Origin of the sequence: Oribacterium sp. P9 (assembly GCF_046365365.1) — a bacterium.
Lineage (GTDB): Bacteria > Bacillota > Clostridia > Lachnospirales > Lachnospiraceae > Oribacterium.
This window is the reverse complement of sequence record NZ_JBKEIS010000001.1, coordinates 473811-498159: the sequence shown is the minus strand read 5'-3', so window position 1 is coordinate 498159 and position 24349 is coordinate 473811. Positions and strand designations below refer to the sequence as shown.

At 57.2% G+C, this 24349-nt stretch carries 23 protein-coding genes and 2 riboswitches; of the genes, 3 read left to right on the top strand and 20 right to left on the bottom strand.

Annotated features, from left to right (window positions below):
* Positions 1–59 precede the first annotated feature (59 nt).
* The 11 genes from recN to ACK8P7_RS02035 all read right to left on the bottom strand — a co-directional run bounded on the left by recN (position 60) and on the right by ACK8P7_RS02035 (position 10765).
* Positions 60–1709: a DNA repair protein RecN gene (recN, locus tag ACK8P7_RS02085; RefSeq protein ID WP_410042561.1), complete on the bottom strand. Its 1650-nt coding sequence runs from the start codon at positions 1707–1709 to the stop codon at positions 60–62.
* Between the two features lie 116 nt (positions 1710–1825).
* The gene (gene argR, locus ACK8P7_RS02080) at positions 1826–2284 is read right to left on the bottom strand and encodes an arginine repressor (RefSeq protein ID WP_410042560.1); all 459 of its coding nucleotides are present in this window, start codon (positions 2282–2284) and stop codon (positions 1826–1828) included.
* Between the two features lie 116 nt (positions 2285–2400).
* Positions 2401–3216: an NAD(+)/NADH kinase gene (locus ACK8P7_RS02075; protein WP_410042559.1), complete on the bottom strand. Its 816-nt coding sequence runs from the start codon at positions 3214–3216 to the stop codon at positions 2401–2403.
* A 49-nt stretch (positions 3217–3265) separates the two neighbouring features.
* On the bottom strand, positions 3266–4216 hold the full coding sequence (locus tag ACK8P7_RS02070) for a TlyA family RNA methyltransferase (protein WP_410042558.1): 951 nt from the start codon (positions 4214–4216) through the stop codon (positions 3266–3268).
* A 100-nt stretch (positions 4217–4316) separates the two neighbouring features.
* The gene (gene dxs, locus ACK8P7_RS02065) at positions 4317–6254 is read right to left on the bottom strand and encodes a 1-deoxy-D-xylulose-5-phosphate synthase (protein ID WP_410042557.1); all 1938 of its coding nucleotides are present in this window, start codon (positions 6252–6254) and stop codon (positions 4317–4319) included.
* 121 nt (positions 6255–6375) lie between these two features.
* Complete coding sequence (locus tag ACK8P7_RS02060) at positions 6376–7359, bottom strand: polyprenyl synthetase family protein (RefSeq protein ID WP_410042556.1); 984 nt, start codon at positions 7357–7359, stop codon at positions 6376–6378.
* Entirely contained in the window at positions 7337–7573 is a 237-nt protein-coding gene (locus ACK8P7_RS02055) for an exodeoxyribonuclease VII small subunit (protein WP_410042555.1), read from the bottom strand. The genes ACK8P7_RS02060 and ACK8P7_RS02055 overlap by 23 nt, the downstream gene beginning before the upstream one ends.
* Before the next feature lie 17 nt (positions 7574–7590).
* Entirely contained in the window at positions 7591–8991 is a 1401-nt protein-coding gene (xseA, locus tag ACK8P7_RS02050; RefSeq protein WP_410042554.1) for an exodeoxyribonuclease VII large subunit, read from the bottom strand.
* A 15-nt stretch (positions 8992–9006) separates the two neighbouring features.
* Entirely contained in the window at positions 9007–9549 is a 543-nt protein-coding gene (gene nusB, locus ACK8P7_RS02045) for a transcription antitermination factor NusB (RefSeq protein ID WP_410042553.1), read from the bottom strand.
* Positions 9550–9577: 28 nt separating this feature from the next.
* On the bottom strand, positions 9578–9964 hold the full coding sequence (locus ACK8P7_RS02040; protein ID WP_410042552.1) for an Asp23/Gls24 family envelope stress response protein: 387 nt from the start codon (positions 9962–9964) through the stop codon (positions 9578–9580).
* A gap of 153 nt (positions 9965–10117) precedes the next feature.
* Entirely contained in the window at positions 10118–10765 is a 648-nt protein-coding gene (locus ACK8P7_RS02035) for a ComEA family DNA-binding protein (RefSeq protein ID WP_410042551.1), read from the bottom strand.
* A gap of 212 nt (positions 10766–10977) precedes the next feature.
* Positions 10978–11079, top strand: a riboswitch (TPP riboswitch).
* Positions 11080–11148: 69 nt separating this feature from the next.
* Here ACK8P7_RS02035 and thiT point away from each other — a divergent pair.
* Positions 11149–11682: an energy-coupled thiamine transporter ThiT gene (gene thiT / locus ACK8P7_RS02030; protein ID WP_410042550.1), complete on the top strand. Its 534-nt coding sequence runs from the start codon at positions 11149–11151 to the stop codon at positions 11680–11682.
* Positions 11683–12162: 480 nt separating this feature from the next.
* On the opposite strand, the gene thiM is transcribed toward thiT, so the two are convergent.
* The 4 genes from thiM to thiE form a co-directional block, all read right to left on the bottom strand.
* The gene (gene thiM, locus ACK8P7_RS02025; RefSeq protein WP_410042549.1) at positions 12163–13005 is read right to left on the bottom strand and encodes a hydroxyethylthiazole kinase; all 843 of its coding nucleotides are present in this window, start codon (positions 13003–13005) and stop codon (positions 12163–12165) included.
* Positions 13006–13145: 140 nt separating this feature from the next.
* The gene (gene thiW / locus ACK8P7_RS02020; RefSeq protein ID WP_410042548.1) at positions 13146–13691 is read right to left on the bottom strand and encodes an energy coupling factor transporter S component ThiW; all 546 of its coding nucleotides are present in this window, start codon (positions 13689–13691) and stop codon (positions 13146–13148) included.
* A gap of 145 nt (positions 13692–13836) precedes the next feature.
* Positions 13837–14640, bottom strand: coding sequence for a bifunctional hydroxymethylpyrimidine kinase/phosphomethylpyrimidine kinase (gene thiD / locus ACK8P7_RS02015; protein ID WP_410042547.1), 804 nt, complete (start codon positions 14638–14640; stop codon positions 13837–13839).
* A 195-nt stretch (positions 14641–14835) separates the two neighbouring features.
* Entirely contained in the window at positions 14836–15492 is a 657-nt protein-coding gene (thiE, locus tag ACK8P7_RS02010) for a thiamine phosphate synthase (protein WP_410042546.1), read from the bottom strand.
* A 60-nt stretch (positions 15493–15552) separates the two neighbouring features.
* A riboswitch (TPP riboswitch) is annotated at positions 15553–15664 on the bottom strand.
* A 184-nt stretch (positions 15665–15848) separates the two neighbouring features.
* Here thiE and ACK8P7_RS02005 point away from each other — a divergent pair.
* Together ACK8P7_RS02005 and ACK8P7_RS02000 are read left to right on the top strand one after the other, a co-directional pair.
* The gene (locus ACK8P7_RS02005; RefSeq protein ID WP_410042545.1) at positions 15849–16532 is read left to right on the top strand and encodes a cyclodeaminase/cyclohydrolase family protein; all 684 of its coding nucleotides are present in this window, start codon (positions 15849–15851) and stop codon (positions 16530–16532) included.
* A gap of 121 nt (positions 16533–16653) precedes the next feature.
* A complete protein-coding gene (locus ACK8P7_RS02000; RefSeq protein WP_410042544.1) occupies positions 16654–17535 on the top strand; it encodes a bifunctional 5,10-methylenetetrahydrofolate dehydrogenase/5,10-methenyltetrahydrofolate cyclohydrolase in 882 nt (293 codons plus the stop codon).
* Positions 17536–17682: 147 nt separating this feature from the next.
* Here ACK8P7_RS02000 and ACK8P7_RS01995 read toward each other — a convergent pair whose 3' ends face one another.
* The 5 genes from ACK8P7_RS01995 to argH form a co-directional block, all read right to left on the bottom strand.
* Positions 17683–18888: an aspartate aminotransferase family protein gene (locus ACK8P7_RS01995; RefSeq protein WP_410042605.1), complete on the bottom strand. Its 1206-nt coding sequence runs from the start codon at positions 18886–18888 to the stop codon at positions 17683–17685.
* A 149-nt stretch (positions 18889–19037) separates the two neighbouring features.
* A complete protein-coding gene (gene argB, locus ACK8P7_RS01990) occupies positions 19038–19922 on the bottom strand; it encodes an acetylglutamate kinase (protein WP_410042543.1) in 885 nt (294 codons plus the stop codon).
* 1 nt (position 19923) lies between these two features.
* On the bottom strand, positions 19924–21153 hold the full coding sequence (argJ, locus tag ACK8P7_RS01985; protein ID WP_410042604.1) for a bifunctional glutamate N-acetyltransferase/amino-acid acetyltransferase ArgJ: 1230 nt from the start codon (positions 21151–21153) through the stop codon (positions 19924–19926).
* A 131-nt stretch (positions 21154–21284) separates the two neighbouring features.
* Complete coding sequence (locus tag ACK8P7_RS01980; protein WP_410042542.1) at positions 21285–22547, bottom strand: argininosuccinate synthase; 1263 nt, start codon at positions 22545–22547, stop codon at positions 21285–21287.
* A gap of 441 nt (positions 22548–22988) precedes the next feature.
* Entirely contained in the window at positions 22989–24335 is a 1347-nt protein-coding gene (gene argH, locus ACK8P7_RS01975; protein ID WP_410042541.1) for an argininosuccinate lyase, read from the bottom strand.
* Between the last annotated feature and the right edge of the window lie 14 nt (positions 24336–24349).

Here is a 24349-nt window from a genome sequence, read left to right as displayed (position 1 = left end):
ATCAAGCGCTACGCAAGGCTTTTAGCTTCGTTCGGCCAATGCCGTCGACCGGCACGCACTCACCGTCGCGCCAGCTTCTTCAGCTCCCGCGCGTTCGCGAGCACTGCGTCCGTGATCTGGCCACCCGCAAGCAGTCGCGCAAGCTCAAGAACGGATTCTTCTTCCGAGAGCGCATGGATCCTGGTATGTGTATGGCCGTCGGACACCGACTTCTCGATGCAGAAATGCTGATCGGCCTTCGCTGCGATCTGCGGCAGATGCGTGATCAGGATGACCTGGTGAAGCTGTGCAATCTTCCGGAGCTTCTCTGAGACTTTCTCTGCCGTCCGACCGGAGATACCGGTATCGATCTCGTCGAAGATCAGGGTCGGGATCTCATCGCTGTCGGCCAGCACAGTCTTGATGGACAGCATGATACGGCTGAGCTCACCACCGGACGCCACCTCACTGAGCGGTCGCAGCGGTTCACCTGGGTTCAGGCTCACGACAAAATGGGCCTCATCCATACCATTCGCCCCCGGCTCCTTCAGTGCGCTGAGCGGAAGCTCGAAGCGGATATCCAGGAAGCCCATCTCCGACAGCTCCTGACGGATGCGCTCACTCAGCTGCTTCGCGCCCTTTTCACGGGCCTTCGTGAGCTCTGCACAGCGTGCCCGAAGCACGGACTCCGCCTTTGCCACGGCCTTCTCGCAGCGTGATCGTGCCGCATCATAGTCCTCGAGCTCAGCGAGGCGCTGCTTCTTCGCCACGAGGGTGTCCTCCACCTTCGCGACAGTTCCGCCATACTTCATCATGATCGAGCGGATATAGTCGAGCCGCTCCGTCACCAGCTGGAAATCCTCTTCGTCGTACTCGTTGTCCTCCATATAGTGGTCGAGCGCACGCACGGTATCCTCGGAGATCGAGGAGAGGTCATACAGGCTGTCGCTGACGTTCTGAAGCGCGCTGTCGTACTGAAGCGCATCCTGCATCTCGTGGATCGCCGACGAGAAATCAACGCCGTCGAGGATTTCCCGCGTCCGTGCGACCGAACCGTAGATGCGCTGCGCATTCTGGTACTTCCGGTACTTCTGGGCGAGTTCTTCCTCCTCACCCTCGCGCAGTGCCGCCTTCTCGATATCGTCGATCTCAAACTGCAGGAAATCAAGCTCCCGCTGACGCTGCGCCTCATCCATGTCGAAGCCGGCGAGCTTCTCCCGGAGCGCCGTCCAGTCATGGTACTTCTCTGCGATCTCCGCACGCAGTGCCCCGGTCTCCTTCTGCTGGAAATCGTCGAGGATCTTCAGATGGTAGCCGTCCCGGAGGAGCGACTGATGCTCATGCTGCCCGTGGATGTCGATGAGGAGCTCTGTTACCTTCCGGAGCTTCGCGAGTGTCACGGTCTCATCATTGATCTTGATTTCCGAACGCGTAGCGGAGATCTTCCGGCGGATGATGAGCTGCCCGTCCTCCGGCTCGATGTCGAGCGCCCGCAGCTTCCCGACGAGTTCCTCGCTGAAATCACCGAAGACAAGCTCCACGAGTCCATACGGTTGTCCGCTGCGGATCATGTCCCGGCTGGCCTTCGAGCCCAGCGCAAGATTGATGGAGCCGATCAGGATCGACTTTCCGGCACCCGTCTCACCGGTCAGAATATTGAGCCCTGGCTCGAACTCCACCTCGGCGGAGTCGATCAGGGCGAGATCCTTTACATGAAGATGATATAACATATGCGTTTCCTCCGAAACTTCCGTTATATGTAGTAAGACCGGACGCCGTAGCGCCCAGTCTGCATGATTCTTCCACCTGCGTACGCTGCGGAGATTCTCTGTACCTGGATGCTCCGTCAGCTCTTCTCTCCGAGGAGTCCTCTGACCTTATGCATGATACGCTCCGCATCGTCACCATTTTTCGTTGCACACATGATGGTATCATCGCCGGCCAGCGTGCCGACGATTTCTTCGAAGCGGAAGTGATCGAGCGCCGCCGCGACCGCGTTCGCCATACCGGACATGGTGCGGATCACCAGCAGGTTTCCTGCCGTATCCATACTCATCAGCGCCTCGCGCAGTACACGGATATACTTATCAGCGTACGCCTGCTCCTCCGGCTCCAGCAGCTGGTAGTACTGTACGCCACCCGGTCCCGGGACCTTGCTTAGCTTGAGCTCCTTGATATCACGAGAAACGGTCGCCTGCGTCACCTTATAACCTTCCTGGTTCAGGATATCCGCCAGCTCCTCCTGCGTTGCAATACGTGTATGCTGCACGAGATCGATGATTTTCTGGTGTCTGGATTTCTTCATTTGTAAACCTCTTCATGGATGCTGCCGCTCCCGGCAGCGCTCGTATCACCGGTGTCCCCACGTCCCTCGGACGCACCCGTGGTCTTTCAGCCGGGCATCTTCGACGCCCGCGTACATCAGTCTTCGTCGTCCATCTTCTCGCGCAGGGTCTCCAGGAAGCTGGACGCGCGAAGCTTCACGAAGGTGGTCATCTCATTCGCACGCCGCACCTTCACGACGTCGCCCGGCTGCAGACGCACGATCCGCTCACCGTCGAAGGCCACGATTTCATTTTCCGATTCGATGCGCACCTCGATATGGCTGGTATCCGGCAGGATCACCGGTCGGCTGTTCGTCGAGTGGGCGCAGATCGGCGTCATGATGATGACCCTGGTCTCCGGTGCCGCGATCGGTCCGCCCGCCGACAGATTATAGGCCGTCGAGCCGGTCGGCGTCGCGAAAAGGATGCCATCCGCTGTATAGTGACTGAGCTCCTCGCCATCACAGAGTACCGTGAAGCGCAGCACGCTGATGCCCTCACAGCGTGAGATCAGGATCTCATTCAGCGCGGTTCCGCGGCGGATCACCTCGCCATTTCGACGCACACTGCCATGCAGCATGGCGCGCACATCGCGTGTATAGTCATGGGCGAGGAGCCGATCAAGCGCACCCGGGATCTGGTCCGCCTGCGAGACCTGGGTCAGATACCCCAGGTGGCCTGCATTGACCCCGAGCAGCGGTGTATCCTGTCCGCGCAGCACGCCCGCGAGACGAAGCATCGTGCCATCACCTCCGATGGAAATGATGGCGTCCGCATCCGAGAAGTCGTCCCGTGTATACTCACCGTACAGCGCCTTCACCTGCACATCCCGCGCCTCGAGGTACTGCCGGATGCTCTCTGCATAGCGGCAGGAGTCCGGCTTTTTCGCATTTACTACCAGTGTGATATTCATGTCTCATCATCTCCCGAACCAGAGGATCCTCTATCCGCGCGCATCGCCCTCACTTGATGTCGAGCATCGCGTGGGATGCCTTTACGACCTCCACCGCACGCGCATGCAGCCACGCCGGTGCCGGGCTTTCCTCCCCCTCGGTCGGCCAATGCTTCGGATCCGCTGCATCGTCACCGCCGGCCGCGTTTTCTTCGTGCTCCGCTGCGTCCGGCTTCTCCACCGTCGCGTCGGAAACGGTCATATCATCGTTCTCCGTTGCGGTATCCGGCCGGAGCATCAGCTCTGCGAGGTACTCGATATTCCCCTCCGGTCCCTTGATCGGACTGAAGGTCAGCTCCTTCAGCATGAAGCCGAGGGCATAGGCGGCGGTGATGGTCTTCTCGATGACCTCGACATGGACCGCCTTATCACGGACCACGCCCTTCTTGCCGACCTGCTCTCTACCCGCTTCGAACTGCGGCTTGATGAGGCAGACGACCTGACAGTCCTCGGCGATCAGGGTCTTCACCACCGGCAGCACGAGCTGCAGACTGATAAAGCTGACATCGATAGACACGAGCCGTGCCTTCTCTCCGATATCCTCCGGCTTCACATAGCGGATGTTTGTCTTCTCCATGCAGACCACACGCGGATCGTTTCGGAGTTTCCAGTCGAGCTGGCCGTGGCCGACATCGATAGCGAAGACCCTGACCGCACCGTTCTGCAGCATGCAGTCGGTGAAGCCGCCAGTGCTGGCACCGATATCGAGGCAGACCTTGCCTTCACAGGATACGCCGAACTCGCGGATCGCCTTCTCGAGCTTCAGACCGCCACGGGAGACGTACGGAAGCACGTTACCGCGGACCTCGATCTCGGATTCCGGATCGAAGGTAGAGCCGGCCTTATCTTCCTTCTGGCCATCGACATACACGATGCCGGCCATAATGGTGCGCTTCGCTTTTTCTCTGGATTCTGCCAGCCCTCGATTGACCAGCAGCACGTCAAGTCGTTCTTTCTTCACTGATGACTCTTTCCGGGCTGTGTTCTGCCCTTTGTATTCTTCTACGCCCGGGTCGGCGATGCACATATTCTGGCGCATCTGTCCCCGTTCCGGCGCGTTTTCACTTCGTTTCGTCCGCCGGTTCAGCGCCCGCGGAGCTCTCTTCGTTCCGCTCGTCTGCATTGGCCGGATCCCCCGCCGGAACCACGCCCTCCTGGCGGAGCCGCTCGATGATCGAGTCGCTGTCGATGCCGAGGTAGGCGCGGAGCTTCGTCACATCGCCGTGCTCCACGTACTTGTCCGGGAGGGTGATCGTCACGACCTTCACCTCCGGATGATGCTCATGGATATACGCCTCGACCTGGATACCGAAGCCACCCTGCTTCACGTTCTCCTCGAGGGTCACGATCGTGGTATGGTTTTCTGCGAGACGATCCAGCATATCCGTATCGATCGGCTTCACGAAGCGCGCGTTCACGAGCGTCAGTTGATGGCCGTAGGATACGGCCTTTTCACGTATGTGCTCCGCCGTGGAGACCATCGAACCGACGGCCACGAGGGCGATATCACTGCCCTGATAGAGAAGCTCGGCGCGGCCATGCTCGATCGGTGCCGCAAATTCACGAAGCCCCTGGTAAGCCGCACCACGCGGATAGCGGATGCTGATCGGCAGCGGATACTTCATCGCAAATGCCAGCATCGCTGTGAGCTCATCGGCGTTTTTCGGTGCCATCACCGTCATGTGCGGGATGTGCGTGAGATAGCTGTAGTCGAAGATCCCCTGGTGCGTCTCACCGTCGGAGCCCACGAGGCCGGCACGGTCGATGCAGAACACGACCGGCAGCTTCTGGAGGCAGACGTCATGCACGATCTGGTCGTAGGCACGCTGCAGGAAGCTCGAGTAGACCGCAAACACCGGCTTCAGGCCGTTGCTTGCCATACCGGCGGCACAGGTGACGGCGTGCTGCTCCGCGATGCCCACATCGAAGAAACGATCCGGGAATTCCTTTGCGAACGCACTGAGCCCGGTACCGTCCGGCATCGCGGCGGTGATGCCGACGATTTTTTTATTTTCGCGGGCGAGACGGCACAGCGTCTTCGAAAAAACAGAGGTGTAGCTCTCCTTCGATGGCGAGAGCGCCTTTCCGGTTTTCTGATCGAACGGAGAAACCCCGTGATAGTGCGCGGGATTCTGCTCTGCCGGTGCATAGCCCTTGCCCTTCGTGGTCAGGACGTGCACGAGCACCGCGTGGTCGATCTTCTTCGCCCCCTCGATGGTCCGCTCCACCTCACGGATGTTGTGACCGTCGATCGGCCCGAGGTAGGTGATGCCCATATCCTCGAACAGCATGCCCGGAATGAGGAGCTGCTTCAGCGAGTTCTTCGCCCGCTGCACCCGCTTTACGAGCTGTGGTCCGACGCCCGGTACGCGCATCAGCGTACTGCCGACATCGATCTTCAGCTGATTATAGCCACGGTTCGAACGCAGTCCGTTCAGGTACTTCGACATACCGCCGACGTTTCGGGAGATCGACATCTTGTTGTCGTTCAGCACGATGATGAAGTTTTTCTTCATCTGGGCTGCGTTATTGAGTCCCTCATACGCGAGGCCACCGGTCAGCGCGCCATCGCCGATGACGGACACGACGGTATAGTGCTCGCCCTTGATATCGCGGGCCGCGGCGATGCCGAGCCCGGCGGAAATCGAGGTGGAGCTGTGGCCCGTACCGAAGCAGTCAAACGGACTCTCCGCCCGCTTCGGGAAGCCGCTCATGCCATGATACTGCCGGAGTCCGTCGAAGTTTTCCTTTCGACCGGACAGGATCTTATGAGTATAGGCCTGATGGCCTACATCCCACACGATCTTATCCTCTGGCAGATCGAGGGCCAGATACAGCCCGATGGTCAGCTCCACCACCCCGAGATTCGAGGCGAGGTGGCCTCCGTACTCGGAGGTTTTCTCTATGATAAATTGTCTGATTTCGGACGCGAGTTTTCTGAGCTGATGATCATTCAGTTTCTTCAGATCCTCCGGTCCATGTATATCATCCAGTAGCATACTTTTCACTTATCCCGGTGCACGTTTCGCCGCTGTCTCTGCTCCACGTTCCGGTACAGCGTCACGAGCATCCGCCTGCAGCGTCCTGCTGCCACGTCCGCCTGTGAACGCATTCTCCTTTTTACTTTTTCCGATGAATCAGCTCTTCGGTGAGTGCGATGAGGAACTGACGGGCGTCTTCATCGACCTCCAAAAGGCTCTTCAGTCCCTCGATGGCTTCCTCCGAGAGACGCTGCACCTCGGCCTGGGCCGCCTCGAGTCCGTGAATCGACACCCAGGTCGTCTTGTTGTTTTCCTCGTCCGAGTGGATCGGCTTCCCCAGCACCTCCTGTGTGCTCGTCTCGTCGAGGATATCATCCTCGATCTGAAAGGCCACACCGATGCTGCGGGCGATGCCTTCAAGCCGCCGAAGCTCCATCTGCGATGCATCTCCGAGAACCGCACCCATCATCATGGAGGCCTCAAGCAGTGCCCCGGTCTTCAGCTCATACACAAACTGAAGCTGCGGCTCACTGAGCGGCTTTCCGGTCATCTCGACGTCGACGGTCTGACCGCCGAGCATGCCATCGACACCGGACTTTCCGGCGAGGATAGCCGTCGCCTTCAGTACGGCGTTGGCAAACTTCGATGATTCATCTGGACTGTCTATGTCACCGGTCACGGCCGCACGGGAAAGCTGGCGGAGATACACCTCCGTCACCCGCTGAAAAGCATAGAGGGAGAGTGCATCCCCTGCAAGGGTGCCCATGTCCTCGCCGAACCTATACCAGGTCGATTTCTGACCGCGACGATACTGGTCCCCGTCCATACACGGAAGGTCATCATGGCAGAGCGAGAAGGTATGGATCATCTCGATCGCACCCATGAAGGCCTCAACGATCGGCTGCATAAAGCGGTCCCAGTCAGCGCCCTTCCGGTTCTTATAGAGCGCATAGCACTTCTGCACGAGGATCGGGCGGATCCGCTTTCCGCCGGCGGCCACGGAATACTGCATCGCCTCCAGCACGGTTTTCTGCTGTCCCTCTACCTTCGGGAGCTGCGCGAGGACGATCGCGTCGACCTCCGCGACTGTAGTTTTCAGTTCAAGAGAGAAATCCTTCATCATCCAGCACCTTTACCTGTTTTTCGATTCGATCGATACTGTCATTTGCACTCCGGAGAAGCGTCACACCCTTCTGATACATATCAAAGGTCTTCTCGAGACTCTCCTCACGGCTCATCTTCTCGACGAGCTCGTCAAGCTCTGCAAACACCTCCTGGAGAGGCTTCTGTTCCTTTTCTTTTTCTGCGGCGGCTGCCGCACTCTTTTTCACCGGCATAACTATCCTTTCCGAATTTACTTCGTCGTCGTGATCTGCTCCACCCGACTCCGGAAGCTTCCGTCCTGAAGCTGCGTCGTAATCAGCTCACCGATCGCCAGCTTTCCGACCGAGTCCACGCGATGTCCCTCGGCATCCTGCACATAGCCGTAGCCACTGCTCAGCTTCCGAAGCGGACTCACGGCCTCGAGCTTTTCGGTCCGGAGCGCAAGCCCATGACGGGCGCGGTCCAGTGTCTGCGTCATCCACATCGGCAGCGCATCGTAGCGGTGCAGCTGCTCCTTCGCGTCGTGCAGTCGCTGAAGCATCTGCTCCCGGAGGCCGCTGTAGCCCGCCAGCCGGTCCTTCGCCTGCTGCAGCTGTGTCTTCATCTCTGTGCGTAAGCCGTCATAGCGGCGTGCACGGTCCTTCGCGTCCTGCAGCTTCTCCCGCATCGCATCGCGGAGCTGCGTCTCGTACTGAAGGCTCCGCTTCTGGTACTCCTTCAGGATGCTGCCAGGGCTCAACTGGTTGAGCCGCAGCTTCTCCATCGCGAGCCGCTGACGCTCATCCTGTATGCGCTCGTTCATCACGCTCCCAAGGGTCGCATGCCAGCCTGCCATCTCCTCCATCAGCTTCTGATAGTCGAAGACCGCAAGCTCCGCGCCTGCACTCGGGGTCGGTGCACGGAGATCCGCGACATAATCTGCGATGGTCGTATCCGTTTCATGGCCGACCGCGCTGATGATCGGGGTATCCGCCTCGAAGATCGCCCGGGCCACGGGCTCTTCGTTAAACGCCCACAGGTCCTCGATGGAGCCACCGCCACGTCCGACGATCAGCACGTCGAGGCCCAGCTGGTCCAGTGTCCGTATCCCATGTACGATAGACGGAACCGCCCCCTCCCCCTGCACCAGTGCCGGGTAGAGGACGATCTCCACATATGGATTCCGTCGTTTCGAGATCTGGATGATATCGCGGACAGCTGCGCCGGTTTTCGCGGTCACGACACCGATCCGCTGCGCATACTTCGGGATCGGCTTCTTATACATCGGATCGAAGAGTCCCATCTCCTCGAGCTCCTTTTTCAGCTGCTCGAAACGGATGTAGAGATCTCCGATCCCATCCGCCATGAAGCGCTTCGCGTAGATCTGGTAGCTGCCGCCACGCTCATAGACGCCGGCACTGCCCGTACAGAGTACGCGCATGCCATTCTCCAATTTAAACGGAAGCCCCGCACGGTCACCGGCAAACATGATACCGGAGATCTGCGAAGCTGCGTCCTTCAGTGTAAAGTAAATATGCCCGGTCGGATGGTATTTCAGGTTTGAAATCTCACCCTGGATCGTGATATTTTTCAGTGCGAAATCCGATGAAAACATGTTTGCGATATATCGGTTCACCTGGGACACAGTATATGCACGACTGTCTTTATTCATAGGAATCCTTTATTCTTATCTGTTGCGGTTCACGATGATCTGAACGCCCTTACCGGCAGTCTTCTTCTCCGTGAGCTCGCCCTGCTGCTTACGTGGTGCCTTCACGCTTCGCGTCGATACGCGGTCGCTGTTCACAAGACGTGCCAGGACACCATTGACGAAGGAGCCGGACTCGTCGCCACCATACTTCTTCGCGAGCTCGACCGCCTCGTTGATGGCTACCCTGTCCGGGACCGTCTCGTCATACTCGATCTCATAAAGTGCGAGACGAATCGCCGTCAGGTCGGTCTTCGTCATACGATCGGTCTTCCAGCCCTCGGCAGCGGAATCGATACGCGCATCCAGCTCCGGGAGCTTCGCGGTGATCTTCTCCACCTCCGCCTCCAGACGCTGCTGGTCCTCCTCGCTCAGATTCTCGATGTGCACGACGCCATCGCCATCCTCGTAATCCGGGGACTCGAAATAGCGTGCGAGCTGCTCCGGAATCTCCTGCCCAGGGTAGAACTGTGTGCAGAACAGGAGCTTAAACTTATGATCTCTTTCTTCTCGTTTATTCATGATTTCCTTACCTATACTTTATTTCAACTCACTCGTTCTCAGCATTGACCACACCGGCGATGCGGATGTTGACATCCAGCACACTGAGACCGGTCATGGACTCGATGGCCGAAGCGACCTTATCCTGTACGTTTCTCGATACATCCGGGATGGAGTAACCGTACCTTACGTTCAGGCTCAGCTTCACGGAAACGTGCCCATCCTCGATGCTGATGCTTACACCCTTACTGAGGTCGCGGATACCCATTCTGGAGATGATCTCGCCGGACCAGCCGCCATACATGGAATCGACACCCTTTACCTCGGTCGCTGCGATGCCTGCGATGATCGCGACGACCTCATCCGCGATGACGATCTGACCATGCTCATCCTTCTCATATACAACATGTGTTGCTCTCTCTTCATTCTGTTCCATATAGAACCTCCGTATGTACTGCACCCGGGCATAATCCGAGAATTAAGACTAAACTATGGGAACATGATACCACAAAACATGCATAAAACCAATGTAAAAACATATTTTATGCATCCTGTCAACTTATCTCGATTGTAGCAGTTTTATATGATTTTAAACAGTAATATGTGCCTTCAGCTTATCAAAGGTCTTCTCGCCGATCCGTTTCACGTTCATGATTTCTTCCGGAGCGGCGAAACCGCCGTGGGTTTCGCGGTAAGCGATGATGTTTTTGGCAGTGGAGGGGCCGACGCCGGGGAGTGCGTCGAGTTCTTCCAGAGTGGCGGTGTTCAGGTTCACGCGTTTGTCTTCAACCGGCACCACCGTTGGATCAGCGGCCGATTCCGTCTGCGTTACCATCATCGAAGCATCTGTTACGTTCACAGCAGTGCTCGGTATGATCTGCGTGATCTGGTTTGCATCAGGCAAAGTTTTTTCTGTCGATTCCACCTGGCTTTCCATCGGCGTTTCAATTTCCTGTAGGATGGTCTGGCATGTTTCATCGTCTGTCGTCTCCGGCTGTAGATAGCTCTCGATTTTGAACTTCGTTTCCTGTACTTCTTTATCTTGATTTCTATTTGTTTTCACTGTTGATTCGTCCACGTTCGTCATGATCGCTGCATTCGTCACCTGGCCACGCTCAACGGTCATATAATAGAGGCCGGCGATTGCCATAAGGATGATCATCACGGTCTGGCGGATTTTTGCCAGTTTTTCTTTTCGTTTATGCTGCTCTTTCGCAGTCAGCGGATAATTTCCCATCTCTGTTCCTTTCTGTTTTCCACATTTCAAAGACACGCTGTCCTCCTCCCACAACGTCCTTTCGTTAATCCCACTGTCTGGGCAATGTTGCCGAAATCTTCATGTTGCCGTCCCTCCGGCCCCCTGCCGGAACTGTTACAAACTTCTACATCTTCGTCGTTTGATCGTGCATATCCGCTATTGACATGACTTTCCTCTGTTTTATAATGGTGCTTGATTGCTAGGGGCGCTTATGCTGAGAGGATTCTTCATAGAACCAACCCTTCTCACCTGATCAGGTCAGTACCTGCGTAGGGAAGCATGACAGCATTTTTCTGCTGTCTATATTCTGCCCCTCCTGGCCAAGTCACGGATGATCCGTGCGATTCAAAGGAGGTTTTTTTATGTCAAAAAATGTCAAGGTTCTGGTTTACTGTGCGGTATGCATCGCACTTGCGACGGTCACCTCGATGATCAAGGTGTTTGAGTTCCCGACCGGTGGCTCCATCACCCTGTGCTCGATGCTCTTCGCGATGCTGCCTGGCTTCTTTTTCGGTCCGGCGATCGGCATCGCGGCGGGTGTAGCCTATGGTATCCTGCAGTTCATCATTGACCCATACGTACTGACACCGGTACAGGCGATCCTCGATTATGTGTTCGCCTTCGGTGCATTCGGTATTTCCGGTTTCTTCGCAAGCCATAAGAACGGTCTTCGCCTCGGCTACATCGCTGCCTGCATCGGAAGATACGTCTTCGCCTTTCTGAGCGGCTGGGTATTCTTCGGTGAGTATGCCTGGGAGGGCTGGAATCCGGCAGCCTACTCTGCGGTCTATAATCTCATCTACATCGGTGCAGAGGCGGTCATCACCCTGATCATCCTTTCGATCCCGGCGATGTCCACTGCCATCCAGCGCACGAAGCGCAGTGCACTGCAGTGACACGATATCCTGTTCTGCTTATCCACCATCGGTTCACCCGACTTCATGCAGCGTAGAAATGCCTCTGCGGGATATCTTTAAAGACCTTTACACCGTACAAAGTACGGATCGACCGGCCGACGGATGTGCTGTTCTATCCAAGGCCTTTACGCCGTATATATAGTCCACGATAAAGAGTGTCGCATACCGCGGCGCTCTTTTTTCTTTGCAGTTTTATCCAGCCGAAGACGCAGCTTCTGCACGCATGGTGATGCCATGCGTGCATTATGAAGTTTTAAATTTTGAGAACCGGACAGAAGAAATCTGCCCGTGATCGACACCTATTTGTCAGATACACTGATTCTACACGAACCGCCGAAGAAATACAAGAAGCCATCAAAAATCGGCGCCTGTCCATGCTTTTAATAAATCTCAGATATGCATTCCGTCACAAAAAAACTCGCCCGAAGGCGAGTTTTTTCTTTATCACTCGGGGCCAGATCAGGCTTCTCCGACTGAAATCCTGCCAGCAATATCCTCTGCGGTCATGGTCGACAGTGCGTCGATGAGTGCGATGTGGTAGCTTCCACTGCCGCGTGGGGCCGTCTCCTCTGCGATTTCACCGGCGATGCCCATAAATGCGGTAGCGACTACCGCTGCGTGGAAGGCCGCCTCGCCAGATGCCACCGCCAGGAAGGCAGCGAGCAGCTCGGTCGCCATGCAGCCGGTGCCGGTCACGCGCGACATGCGCGGACTGCCATTCCTCACGAAGCAGAGTGCATCCCGTGAAGCGACGATGTCCTCCCGGCCGGATGCCACGAGGATCATCGGAAACGCAAGCGTACGGAGGTAGTTCTGCATCCCCTGTGCCAGTGCGTCCCTGGAAAGTGCCGGATGCGCTGCATCAACGACCGCATCCACGCCCGTGCCGGTGTCTGTACCGGCGAGGAGTGCGTGGATCTCCGAGTAGTTTCCGCGGATAGCCGTCGGCTGCAGCTCAGAGAGCATACGGTGGAGCGCTTCGCGTCGGAAGGTCGAGCCGGAGATCCCCACGGGATCGATGACCCGCGGGATGCCCTTTTCCCGCGCCGCCTGTCCGCTCAGGAACATCGCGTCGAGGTATTCTGTGGCACCGAGGTTCAGCTCCAGCGCCTGACTGCCACGGGTGATTTCCGCCGCCTCCCGCGGATCATGCGACATGACCGGGCGCGCACCGATCGCAAGCAGGACGTTCGCGCAGTCGTTGACCGTCACATAATTCGTGATGGAGTGCACGAGGGGCGCGGTGCGCTGAATCGCGTCCATCCATGTATATATCTGATTTCTGAAGTTTTCGTCGATCATTCGTGGCTCCTCACTCCCGCCGGCTCCTGCCTGTCACTCGGCCTGCCGGCTTTTCCGTCATCCGCCGTACTGCTTCCGAGGCCAATGTCTCCATCCGGCGCCGCCCGGAAAGGGCCGCACGACGGGTGTCCATGGCACGCTCACTTCAGCATTTCCTTCGCACGCTCGAGGAAGCCGGTCTGGCTCAGCGCTACGGTGATGATCACCGCGATCAGGGTACCGCCGCAGGTGCTCACCAGGAACGGAACGACGAAGGTGAAGACGGCCGCCTTCGTGTTGCCCATGATGAAGGCTGCGATCGGGTAGGACAGGATGCCACCGATGATGCCGGTGCCGAAGATCTCGCCGACATAGGCTGCCGGAAGCTTCCGAAGCTTCTTATAAAGATAGCCAGACAGGAAGGCACCGCACATGGAGCCCGGGAACGCAAGCAACGAGCCGAGGCCCATCAGATTTCGGATGACACTGGCGATGAACGCCGCTGCCACGCCGTAGGCCGGGCCGAGAAATACCGCGCACAGCACATTGACGAGGTGCTGTACCGGCGCACACTTCGAGCCGAAAACCGGCACAGAAAAGGTCGAGCCAACCACCGCGATGGCGGCAAATACAGCCGCGAGGGCCAGCTTCTTCGTGTTTACACTTGTGGTTGCTACGCTTGCCGCAGCAGAATTTTCGTTACGCATCATGAATCTCCTTTTACAATCTAAGCATCGCCGAAGGAAGGTTCACCTCACCGCCTTACGAGGCCGTGTTCTTAACTGCCTGAGATCTGACCGCCTGCAGCCGGACCTCCACCGAGGTCGTTTTGCTGCTTCGCGGGTCAGCGGCTCAGACAGATGCCGAATAATCGCCCTGGATCCTGAAGCCGTGGTCCATCGGACCGCTGCCCTTTCCGAGATCCAGCATCGCATTCAGTGCGCCGGAGATATAGTTCTTCGCGTACTGTACGGATGTTTCGAGATCATATCCCTTGGCCAGATTCGACGCGATCGCTGAGGACAGCGTGCAACCGGTTCCGTGCGTGTTCGAATTCTCGATTCGTCTGCCGTGGAACCAGGTCACCTGCTCTCCATGCACGAGCACATCATTCGCATCGTCCAGGCTGTGGCCGCCCTTCGTAAGCACGGCACAGCCGAACGCTGCGTGGATCCGCTTCGCCGCTTCCACCATATCCGCGGAACTGCGAATCGTCATCCCGGACAGCACCTCACTCTCCGGAATGTTCGGTGTGATCACCGTCGCAAGCGGCAGCAGCTTCGACTTCAGTGTATCGACCGCGTCGTCACTGATCAGCTTCGCCCCGCTGGTGGCGATCATCACCGGGTCCACCACGATGTTTCTGGCCTTGTAGAATGTGAGTCTTTCTGCGATTACCTCGATGAGGCTACCAGAGGAAACCATTCCCGTTTTCACTGCATCCGGATAGATATCCGTAAAAATCATATCGAGCTGATCCTTCAGGAAATCAGGCGTCGACTCCATGATACTCTTTACACCGGTCGTATTCTGGGCAGTCAATGCCGTAATCGCGCTCATCGCATACACATGATTTGCGAGCATTGTCTTGATATCTGCCTGGATGCCGGCGCCTCCACAGGAGTCACTTCCTGCGATTGTTAATGCTGTATACATAGTACTCCTCCACACGCATTAATTTTGTATAGCGACCTGAGGTGGTGCCCCCAACCTGCCGCTGTGATGTATTTGAACGCTTAGCGCGGTCAAACCGTTAAAAGTGTCCGTCGGAACGTCTGCCACTGTCCATGCAGAGATCAGACATTCTTCCAGTCAGAAAGCGAAACCGCTGCTCTTCTGTCGGACGCCTCGTCACCGGTCGGTGACGATGTCATCTGCGATCGCCCGCAGCGTCCGCGCCGCTTCTGTGATGTCCGCTGCACCGAAGAGACTGCTGACGACGGCGAGTCCCGCAGCGCCATGGGCTTTCAGGGCGCCTGCATTGGCCGCACTGATCCCGCCGATGGCCACGACCGGAATCTGAACCGACGCTGTGATGGCCCGGAAGGTCTCGAGCGGCATCGTCTTCGCATCGAGCTTCGTGCTCGTGCCGAACACCGCGCCGGAGCCGAGGTAATCCGCGCCGGCCGCTTCCGCTGCCTGCGCCTCCGCCACCGTCCGCGCGGTTACGCCGATGATCTTCGCCGGACCGAGGCGACGACGGGCTTCCGCCGCCGGCAGATCACTCTGCCCGACATGCACGCCGTCGGCGTCCAGCTTCTGCGCGAGGTCGACATCGTTGTTCATGATGAACGGTACCCCATGCTTCCGGCAGACCGCCTGTACGGCCCGCGCGTCCTGCTCGAGCCGCGCGCCCGTAAGTTCCTTTTCACGGAACTGCACCATGGTCGCACCACCGAGGATCGCCTGCTCGACAGCCATGGTCAGTGCCTCTGTTTCGGAGGTCGAAGACTGCTTCAGGCAGTGCCGATCGGTGATCGCATATAATCGAAGTAAATCTCTATTCATAATTGTGTTTCTTTCAAATCACAAACAAAAAAGGCTGCCCGATCGGACAGCCTGGAATACGCGTGCAAAAAGCCCATCTCCCTACGTTGGCATGATCCAAATCAGGTTTCCAGGGTCCGGAACGCACAGTTCCTATCTCAGCCGGTTCTGACCGACACCCCCGTGTACTTTTATTAAACTTCGTCATTATAGCACGGGACAGGACGCTCAGCAAGGGCCCGACGGGCGGCAACATATGCCATACGGAGAGATCGTGTAAAATCAAGCCGGGGCCCCTTGCTGAATCACAGGGTTTTCTTTTGCGAAAAAATCGAGTATTATGACATCGAAGAATCACGAGAAAGAAGGAACATACGATGACATCAGGGGAGACGACGATTCGGACATATCTGGAGCGATTAGGTGCGCGGGAATCCGTGCCGGGCGGTGGAGGCGCGAGTGCGCTGGCCGGTGCCTATGGTGTAAGCCTCGGCATGATGGTCTGTGCATTCACCATCGGGAAGAAAACATATGCGGAGGTTGAGCCGCGCATCCGGGACATCGAGGCGCGGCTCGCGAAGCTGCGTGAGGCCTTCCTGGCGCTCTCCGACGAGGATGAGAAGGTGTTCCTGCCGCTCAGTCAGGCCTATGGCCTCCCGGACAGTACGCCGGAGGAGAAGGACTTCAAGGAGACGACCCTGGAAACCTGCCTGAGCACCGCATCCATGACACCGATCAAGGTGATGGAGCGGGTCTGTGAAGCGCTCGACTATCTCGGCGAGCTGGAGGCGCATGGCTCGAATCTCATGCAGAGTGACGTCGGTGTGGCCGCTGCTTATCTCGGCACCGCCCTCGAGGGCGCGGTGATGAATGTCTACATCAACACGAAGATGATGAAGAATCAGAACCGTATGATCGAGCTCAATGAATACGCCCGAAAGCTGCTCATGGATGGTCGCGCGAAGAGTCGTCTGATCTACGAGGCGGTCGAGGATAAGGTGAAGCCGCAGTACGATCCGGAGCTGGACCGCATCGACCGGAACAAGGTGGACTTCTCGTAAGAGAGATGGCCCGGAGCCCTGCAGGCTGTTTCATAGCAGACAGCTGCATGCCCCGCGTAGAAGTCCCGAGCTACTCTATAGAAGAAAATCAAACAGATAAAACGAGAGAAAGTGTGAATATATGCAGGAATTAAGAGGAAAAATCATCGCAGATCAGATCAAGGGCGAGTGCCTGGACTTCGTCGGACAGTACAACGGCATCCTGCCGGCGCTGGCGATTCTACGTGTCGGCCACAAGGAGGCCGATCTCAGCTATGAGCGCAGCATCAAGAAGCGCTTCATGGATTTCGGCCTGGAGGCGAAGGACTATGAGCTTCCGGAAAACGTATCGAACGAAGAGTTTCAGCAGGTCTTCGACTTCATCAACCAGGATCCGGAGATCCACGGCATTCTCGTGATGCGTCCGCTCCCGAAGCAGATCGACGAGGCAGCGATGCTTCGCAAGATGAATCCGCTGAAGGATCTCGACGGTATCACCGACACAAACGTCGCCGGCGTCATGCGTGGCGATGCGGATGCCTTCGCACCATGTACGGCCCAGGCCGTCGTGGAGATCCTGAAGGGCCATCAGATTGAGATGGCCGGCAAGGAGGTCTGCATCATCGGCCGCTCCATGGTGGTCGGGAAGCCGCTCAGCATGCTGCTGCTCCAGGAGAATGCGACTGTGACCGTCTGCCACAGTAAGACCGAAGACCTGAAGGCCGTGGCCAGCCGTGCGGATATTCTGGTAGCGGCCATCGGTAAGGCGAAGTTCATCAGCAGCGGCTATGTGAAGGAGGATGCAACCGTCATCGACGTCGGTATCAATGTCGACGAGGCCGGCAATCTCTGCGGCGACTGTGACTGGGATCAGATCATCCTGAAGGCCGGAGCCGCTACCCCGGTACCAGGTGGTGTCGGCACCGTCACTACTGCTGTCCTTGCGAAGCACCTCGTCCAGGCCGCGAAGCTTCAGATGAAGCTCGCACCGATCGACGACAGCGCAGATGAATACCTCTCCTGATGCTATACAGGACACGATTTCCGTAGACACGTTGCATGATTCGAACCGAATTCATGCCTGCAATACCAAAAATAAACCCCGGCGGACTGCTCCGCCGGGGCTTTCTATTCCTATCTTCTTCGATATGCCATTTCGATCGTCGATGCCTCATGCCAGCTCTGCCAGCACGGCTTCCAGTTTTTCCTTCATCGCGTCGATGTGCTCATGCTCGATGACGAGTGGCGGCACGAAACGAATCGTGTTGTGCTCCGCCGCGATCAGGATGACCTGCTGCTCGAGCAGCATCTTCCGGACGATCTCCCCAGCCGGTACGGATGGGGAGAACTCGAGGCCCTGAATCAGGCCCATGCCACGGTGATCCTTCACCATCTCCGGGAAAGCGGCCTTCACTTCATCGAGGGCCTTCCAGAGGTACGCACCCTGTGCCTTCGCGTGGCCCGGGATATCTGCTTCCTTGAAGACATCCAGCACTGCGGATGCCGCGGCGCAGACAAACGGATTTCCACCGTAGGTGGAGCCGTGGTCACCCGGCTGCATCGCATGCGCAGCCTCGCCACAGGCGAGGAAGGCACCGATCGGCACGCCGTTTCCGAGGGCCTTCGCCACCGTCAGGACATCCGGCTTCACGCCGTAGGCCTGCCATGCAAACATGGCGCCGGAGCGGCCCATGCCACACTGGATCTCATCGAGGATCAGCAGCAGATCATGCTCATCGCAGAGCTGCCGTACGCCCCGGAGAAAGTCCTCCGTCGCCGGATAGATACCGCCCTCACCCTGGATCGTCTCCATGATGATCGCACCGGTGTTTTCATTGATCTGCGCCTTTACGGAATCGAGATCGTTGAAGGTTGCGAAGCGCACACCTCCGATCAGCGGCTCAAACGGCGCACGGTAGTGATCCTTGCCGGTCACGCTGAGCGCGCCCATGGAACGACCGTGGAAGGAGCCCTGCATCGCGATGATCTCGCAGCCGGCCCGGCCCTTATTATAGTGGTAGCGACGCGCGATCTTCAGCGCGCCCTCGATCGCCTCGGTACCGGAGTTCGTGAAGAACACACGGTCCATTCCGCTCGCCGCAAGCAGCTTCTCCGCCGCCTCGATGGACGGCTCATTGTAGAAGAGATTCGACGTGTGCAGCAGCCCCCGGTCGATCTGCTCCTTCATCGCCTGGTCCACCAGCGTGTTGCCATAGCCGAGCCCTGCCACCGCGATGCCCGCACCGAAATCGAGGTACGCATGTCCGCCCGCATCGTAGAGCTCGACACCCTTTGCGTGATCGAACGCCACCGGAAAACGATTGTAGGTCTTATACAGTACCTGCTCGCCTTCCGCTACGAGGCGGTCATTCACGATATTTCCCTTCACGATGGAATCATCCATAAATTTCATTTCTTTCACCCCTCATCTGTCTATCCGCCGCATGTTTCGGCCAATGCACTCTCACAGCACCCGCCCGCACGGGCACTTCCGCCACGATGCGCAGCACCTCTTCCCTGAAATTTTCAGAACCACGCGTCGATCGACTTCTCGATCATCGTGCCGATGCCCTGGTTCGTGAATATCTCGAGGAGCAGACAGTGCGGCACACGTCCGTCGAGGATATGCACACGGTTTACACCCTTCTTCATCGCATCGATACAGTTCTGGATCTTCGGCAGCATGCCGCCGACCAGCTCACCGGCATCCATCATCTCCTGTGCCTGCTCGATGGAAAGCGTCGTGATGAGGGAGCTCTTATCGTTGAAATCCTTATATACACCCTCGACATCCGTAAGGAAGGCGAGCTTTTCGGCGTGCATCGCTGCCGCGATCGCGCAGGCCGCGTCATCCGCGTTGATGTTGTAGCTCTGGCCACGCTCATCGAAACCGATCGGACAGATCACCGGGATGAAGCCGTCGCTCAGAAGATCATCGATGATGGTGGTATCCACACCGACGATGTCGCCGACGAAGCCGATATCCTCTCCCTTTGAGTACTTCTTCACGCACTTCAGGAGATTTCCATCCTTACCGGAGATACCGACGGCCTTGCCACCGAGGTTGTTGATGAGCTGCACCAGGGACTTGTTGACCTTGTTCAGCACCATCTCGGCGATCTCCATGGTATCCTCATCCGTCACGCGGAGTCCGTTCACGAAGTGCGGCTCCATGCCGACCCTGCTGATCCACTTCGAGATTTCCTTGCCGCCGCCATGAACGATGATCGGCTTCAGGCCGACCAGTTTCAGGATCGCCACATCCTGCATGACATGCTTCTTCAGATTCTCATCCGTCATCGCGGATCCGCCGTACTTTACGACGACGACCTTATCCTGAAATTTCTGAATATATGGCAGTGCCTCGACAAGGGTCGCCGCCTTATCCATGATCCTGTTCTCGATTTCCATGTCAGCTCCTATAATCCGCGTTGATGTTTACGTACTCGTGGGTGAGGTCACAGCCCCAGGCCGTGGCCTCCTCTGTGCCCTCGTGCATCTCGATGAGCGCGGTGACCTCCTGGTAGCCGAGGATCTCGGATGCGTAATCCTCATCGAAATCGACCGGTACACCCTGGTGGAAGACCTCGATCTTTCCGATGTCGTTGACGAAATACAGGTTCACCTTATTCGGATCGAAGCTCGCGCCACTGTAGCCCATCGCGCAGAGCACACGGCCCCAGTTCGCGTCGCGACCATAGATCGCCGCCTTCGTGAGCGTCGAGGAAACGACAGAACGTGCGATTGTCCGGGCCTCCTGCTTGTCCTTTGCCTGGGTGACATGAACCGTGAAGAGGTGGGATGCACCCTCCCCATCGGCCGCCATCTCACGTGCCAGGGTCTTCGACACCTGGAGGAGCGCGGTCTTGAAGGTCTCATAGTCCTCGCCCTCCGTATCGATGATCGGATTCTCCGCAGCACCGTTTGCGAGGATCACGCAGGTATCATTCGTCGAGGTATCGCCATCGACGGAGATCATGTTGAAGGTATCAACGACGTTCTCGCTGAGGGCCTTCTGCAGCAGCTCCTTCGTGATCGAGAGATCGGTCGTCAGGAAGCAGATCATCGTGCACATCTGCGGATGGATCATGCCGGAGCCCTTCGTCATACCGCCGAGGTGGACCTTCTTCCCGCCGATCGTGAATTCGAGTGCGAACTCCTTATTCGTCGTATCGGTCGTCATGATGGCCTTGCTGGCTGCGGTAGCGGCTGCCTCGCTCGCCTCGAGCTTCGGTACCATCTCGGAAATCGCATTCTTCATCTTTTCGATCGGAAGCTGCAGACCGATGATACCGGTGGATGCCAGCAGCACGGAATCCGCAGAAATCACCTGACCGAAGGCCTCCGCGGTCGCGTCGGCCTCCTCCTTGCAGATATCCAGTCCCATCTGACCGGTGCAGGCATTGGCGATACCAGAGTTGATGACGGCGGCATGGACCGGACGGCCACTGTCGACCAGTTCACGATCCCAGAGGACCGGTGCCGCCTTCACCACGTTGCTCGTGAAGGTACCGGCCACGACGCATGGCTTCTCGGAAAAAATCATCGCCATATCATCCCGACGCTTCGACTTGATCTTCGCAGCGGTCGCCGCTGCCATAAACCCCTCGGCAGCACAGATGCCACCCTTGACTGCTATCATTCCCATGACTACTCCCTTTTCATATCTGTTTTATATCCATCGATATCCTGCGCGGACAGGTGGTGGATGTCCTTCCGTCATCAGGTCAATGCTTCCGGAATCTCATCCTCACCTGTCCACCGAATGGATGATTACTTGTTATTTGTAAGATTCTGTACCTCGAGCAGCTTCATCGCACGTACCTTCTCTGGAAGACCGAAGAGGGTGATGAAGCCGGAGGCATCGTGGTGATCATACATGCTGCCCGTCGTGAAGGACGCCAGTGACTCGTTGTAGAGTGAGTACGGTGAGGTCGTGCCGGCCTTGATGATGTTGCCCTTGTACAGCTTCATCTTCGTCGTACCAGTCACATACTTCTGAGTGCTCTGGACGAAGGCCTCGAGTGCCTCACGAAGCGGATCGAACCACTTGCCCTCGTAGACGACCTGCGAGAACTTCACATCCACCATGTTCTTGAACTCCATGGTCTGACGGTCGAGGATCAGCTCCTCGATCTGCTTGTGTGCCTCCATGAGGATCGTAAGACCCGGGGTCTCATAGACGCCACGGCTCTTCATGCCGACGACACGGTTCTCGACGATGTCGATGATACCGATCCCGTTCTCACCACCGAGCTTGTTGAGCTCGAGGATGATCTCCTTCACGGTCATCTTCTGTCCATTCAGCTCGACCGGAACACCGTTCTCCCACTTGATCTCGACATCCGTATCATGATCCGGTGCCTTCTCCGGTGTCACCGACAGCATCAGCATATGATCGTAGTTCGGCTCCTGAGACGGATCCTCCAGCTCGAGGCCCTCATGCGAGATATGCACGAGGTTCCGGTCACGGCTGTAGGAATTATCCTCGGAGAAGGTGAGCGGGATGCCCTTCGACTTGATGTAGTTGTACTCATCCTCACGGGACTGGAAGGTCCAGATATCCGTCATACGCCACGGAGCGATGATATCAAGATCCGGGGCCAGTGCCTTGATGGCCAGCTCGAAACGAATCTGATCATTTCCCTTACCGGTTGCACCATGGCAGATCGCCTTCGCGCCCTCCTTCCGTGCGATCTCGACCAGCTTCTTCGCGATCGCTGGACGCGCCATCGAGGTACCGAGCAGGTACTTGTTCTCGTAGGTCGCATTGGCCTCGAGACACGGAAGCACATAGTTGTCGCAGAAGTCGTCAGTGATATCCTCGATGTACAGCTTCGACGCACCCGAGATCTTCGCACGCTCTGCCAGACCATCCAGCTCGTTGCCCTGCCCTACATCGACACAGCAGCAGATCACCTCATAGCCGAAGGTCTCCTTCAGCCACGGCACGATACAGGTCGTATCGAGACCACCGGAATAAGCCAGAACGACCTTCTCACCCTGCGTGTTATTCTTTGGTACCAGATTACTCATAATCACTTCTCCTCTATAAAACGCCCCCGACGCATAAACGCATCCACGGAAGCACCCCTCATTTACGATGCCGTTATCATACGCCATCAAAAAACAGATTGCAAGCGCAAATTTGTATATTTATGCATTAAAAAATGTATTAATTTCCGTTTTTATGCATATCAAATGTATATTATGGCCGATATAACTCATTAATATACACCTTGCAAATGAATATGGCCCGGAGGACCGGCAACAGAAGCCATACGAAGAGGTCGTGAAAAATCAAAATTCCACCCCTTAGAAGTACTTGGAGTGATTTTCCTTAGCACCCTCTGCAACGCTGAGTTTTCATAAAGAAAACTCAGTGATTGCAGAGGGCCTAGTACTTCTTAGGGGTGGAATTTTAGATTTTTCCGAGCTCGCAGTACTGTGCTTCTGTTGCCGGCCCTCCGGGCTCTTTCATTCATTCGTAGTTTCGAGCAGTGCCCCCGGCGCGCCCAGCGTCTTCCGGTTCCGCACACAGGTCTCCAGCGAAATCGCCTCATAAATATCCGGATCGATCTCGTCACATACTGTATGATACTCATCGATCGTCAGATCATCTAGCGCACAGCCCTTCTGCTCACAGAGCAGCACCAGCTCCCCGACGATGCCATGCGCCGTACGGAACGGCACACCCTTCCGCACGAGATAATCCGCCACATCCGTCGCATTCGTGAAGCCGAGCTTCGCCGACTCCTCCATCCGCGCCCGGTTCCAGCTCATGGTCGCCAGCATATCCTTCATGAGAATCACCGAATTCTGCACGGTATCCATCGCGTCGAACGCGAGCTCCTTATCCTCCTGCATATCCTTATTGTAGGCGAGCGGCAGCCCCTTCATCACCGTCAGGAGACTCATCAGCGCACCATATACCCGACCGGACTTGCCACGGATCAGCTCCGCGATATCCGGATTCTTCTTCTGCGGCATGATGCTCGAGCCCGTCGAATACTTGTCCGAGATCTTCACGAACTTATACTCGTTCGAGTTCCAGATGCAGATTTCCTCGCTGAGACGGCTGAGGTGCATCTGGATCGTCGCGAGATCGAAGAGGTACTCGAGGAGATAGTCACGATCCGACACCGAATCCATCGAGTTCTCGGTCGGCTTCCGGAAGCCGAGCTTCCGCGCAGTGAAGTCGCGGTCGAGCGGGTAGGTCGTCCCGGCGAAGGCACCGGCACCGAGCGGACACTCATTGAGTCGGTCCCTGGTATCCCCGAGCCGGCTGACATCGCGCAGGAACATCGCACGGTACGCGCCCATGTGGTGCGCCAGCGTCGTCGGCTGGGCCTTCTGGAGATGCGTGAAGCCCGGCATATAGCTCGCCCGGTTCTCCGCCATGATCCCCTCGACCGTATCAAGCAGCGCCTGCATATGCCCAATCAGTTCATCGATGTGGTCCCGCGTATACATCTTCATGTCGAGCGCCACCTGGTCATTCCGGCTCCGTCCGGTATGCAGACGCTTGCCCGGCTCCCCGATGCGCTCCGTCAGCTCCGCCTCGACGAAGCTGTGGATATCCTCGGCGTCACCCTCGATGACGAGCTTCCCGTCCTCGATATCCTGCAGGATCCCCTTGAGACCTGCGATGATCGCCGCACTGTCCTCCTGCGAGATGATCCCCTGCCGTCCGAGCATCTCCGCATGTGCGATCGAGCCCGTGATATCCTGCCGGTACATCCGCTTGTCGAAGCTCAGCGACTCGTTAAATTCCTCCGTCCGCTGATCCTCCGCCTCTGTAAATCGTCCACCCCAAAGCTTCATAATTTCCCCCTCCG

Bases quoted from the DNA above. Each gene is read 5' to 3' on its own strand.
- recN (WP_410042561.1), bottom strand. From the start codon at position 1,709: ATGTTATATCATCTTCATGTAAAGGATCTCGCCCTGATCGACTCCGCC.
- argR (WP_410042560.1), bottom strand. From the start codon at position 2,284: ATGAAGAAATCCAGACACCAGAAAATCATCGATCTCGTGCAGCATACA.
- ACK8P7_RS02075 (WP_410042559.1), bottom strand. From the start codon at position 3,216: ATGAATATCACACTGGTAGTAAATGCGAAAAAGCCGGACTCCTGCCGC.
- dxs (WP_410042557.1), bottom strand. From the start codon at position 6,254: ATGCTACTGGATGATATACATGGACCGGAGGATCTGAAGAAACTGAAT.
- ACK8P7_RS02060 (WP_410042556.1), bottom strand. From the start codon at position 7,359: ATGATGAAGGATTTCTCTCTTGAACTGAAAACTACAGTCGCGGAGGTC.
- ACK8P7_RS02055 (WP_410042555.1), bottom strand. From the start codon at position 7,573: ATGCCGGTGAAAAAGAGTGCGGCAGCCGCCGCAGAAAAAGAAAAGGAA.
- xseA (WP_410042554.1), bottom strand. From the start codon at position 8,991: ATGAATAAAGACAGTCGTGCATATACTGTGTCCCAGGTGAACCGATAT.
- nusB (WP_410042553.1), bottom strand. From the start codon at position 9,549: ATGAATAAACGAGAAGAAAGAGATCATAAGTTTAAGCTCCTGTTCTGC.
- ACK8P7_RS02040 (WP_410042552.1), bottom strand. From the start codon at position 9,964: ATGGAACAGAATGAAGAGAGAGCAACACATGTTGTATATGAGAAGGAT.
- ACK8P7_RS02035 (WP_410042551.1), bottom strand. From the start codon at position 10,765: ATGGGAAATTATCCGCTGACTGCGAAAGAGCAGCATAAACGAAAAGAA.
- thiT (WP_410042550.1), top strand. From the start codon at position 11,149: ATGTCAAAAAATGTCAAGGTTCTGGTTTACTGTGCGGTATGCATCGCA.
- thiM (WP_410042549.1), bottom strand. From the start codon at position 13,005: ATGATCGACGAAAACTTCAGAAATCAGATATATACATGGATGGACGCG.
- thiW (WP_410042548.1), bottom strand. From the start codon at position 13,691: ATGCGTAACGAAAATTCTGCTGCGGCAAGCGTAGCAACCACAAGTGTA.
- thiD (WP_410042547.1), bottom strand. From the start codon at position 14,640: ATGTATACAGCATTAACAATCGCAGGAAGTGACTCCTGTGGAGGCGCC.
- thiE (WP_410042546.1), bottom strand. From the start codon at position 15,492: ATGAATAGAGATTTACTTCGATTATATGCGATCACCGATCGGCACTGC.
- ACK8P7_RS02005 (WP_410042545.1), top strand. From the start codon at position 15,849: ATGACATCAGGGGAGACGACGATTCGGACATATCTGGAGCGATTAGGT.
- ACK8P7_RS02000 (WP_410042544.1), top strand. From the start codon at position 16,654: ATGCAGGAATTAAGAGGAAAAATCATCGCAGATCAGATCAAGGGCGAG.
- argB (WP_410042543.1), bottom strand. From the start codon at position 19,922: ATGGAAATCGAGAACAGGATCATGGATAAGGCGGCGACCCTTGTCGAG.
- argJ (WP_410042604.1), bottom strand. From the start codon at position 21,153: ATGATAGCAGTCAAGGGTGGCATCTGTGCTGCCGAGGGGTTTATGGCA.
- ACK8P7_RS01980 (WP_410042542.1), bottom strand. From the start codon at position 22,547: ATGAGTAATCTGGTACCAAAGAATAACACGCAGGGTGAGAAGGTCGTT.
- argH (WP_410042541.1), bottom strand. From the start codon at position 24,335: ATGAAGCTTTGGGGTGGACGATTTACAGAGGCGGAGGATCAGCGGACG.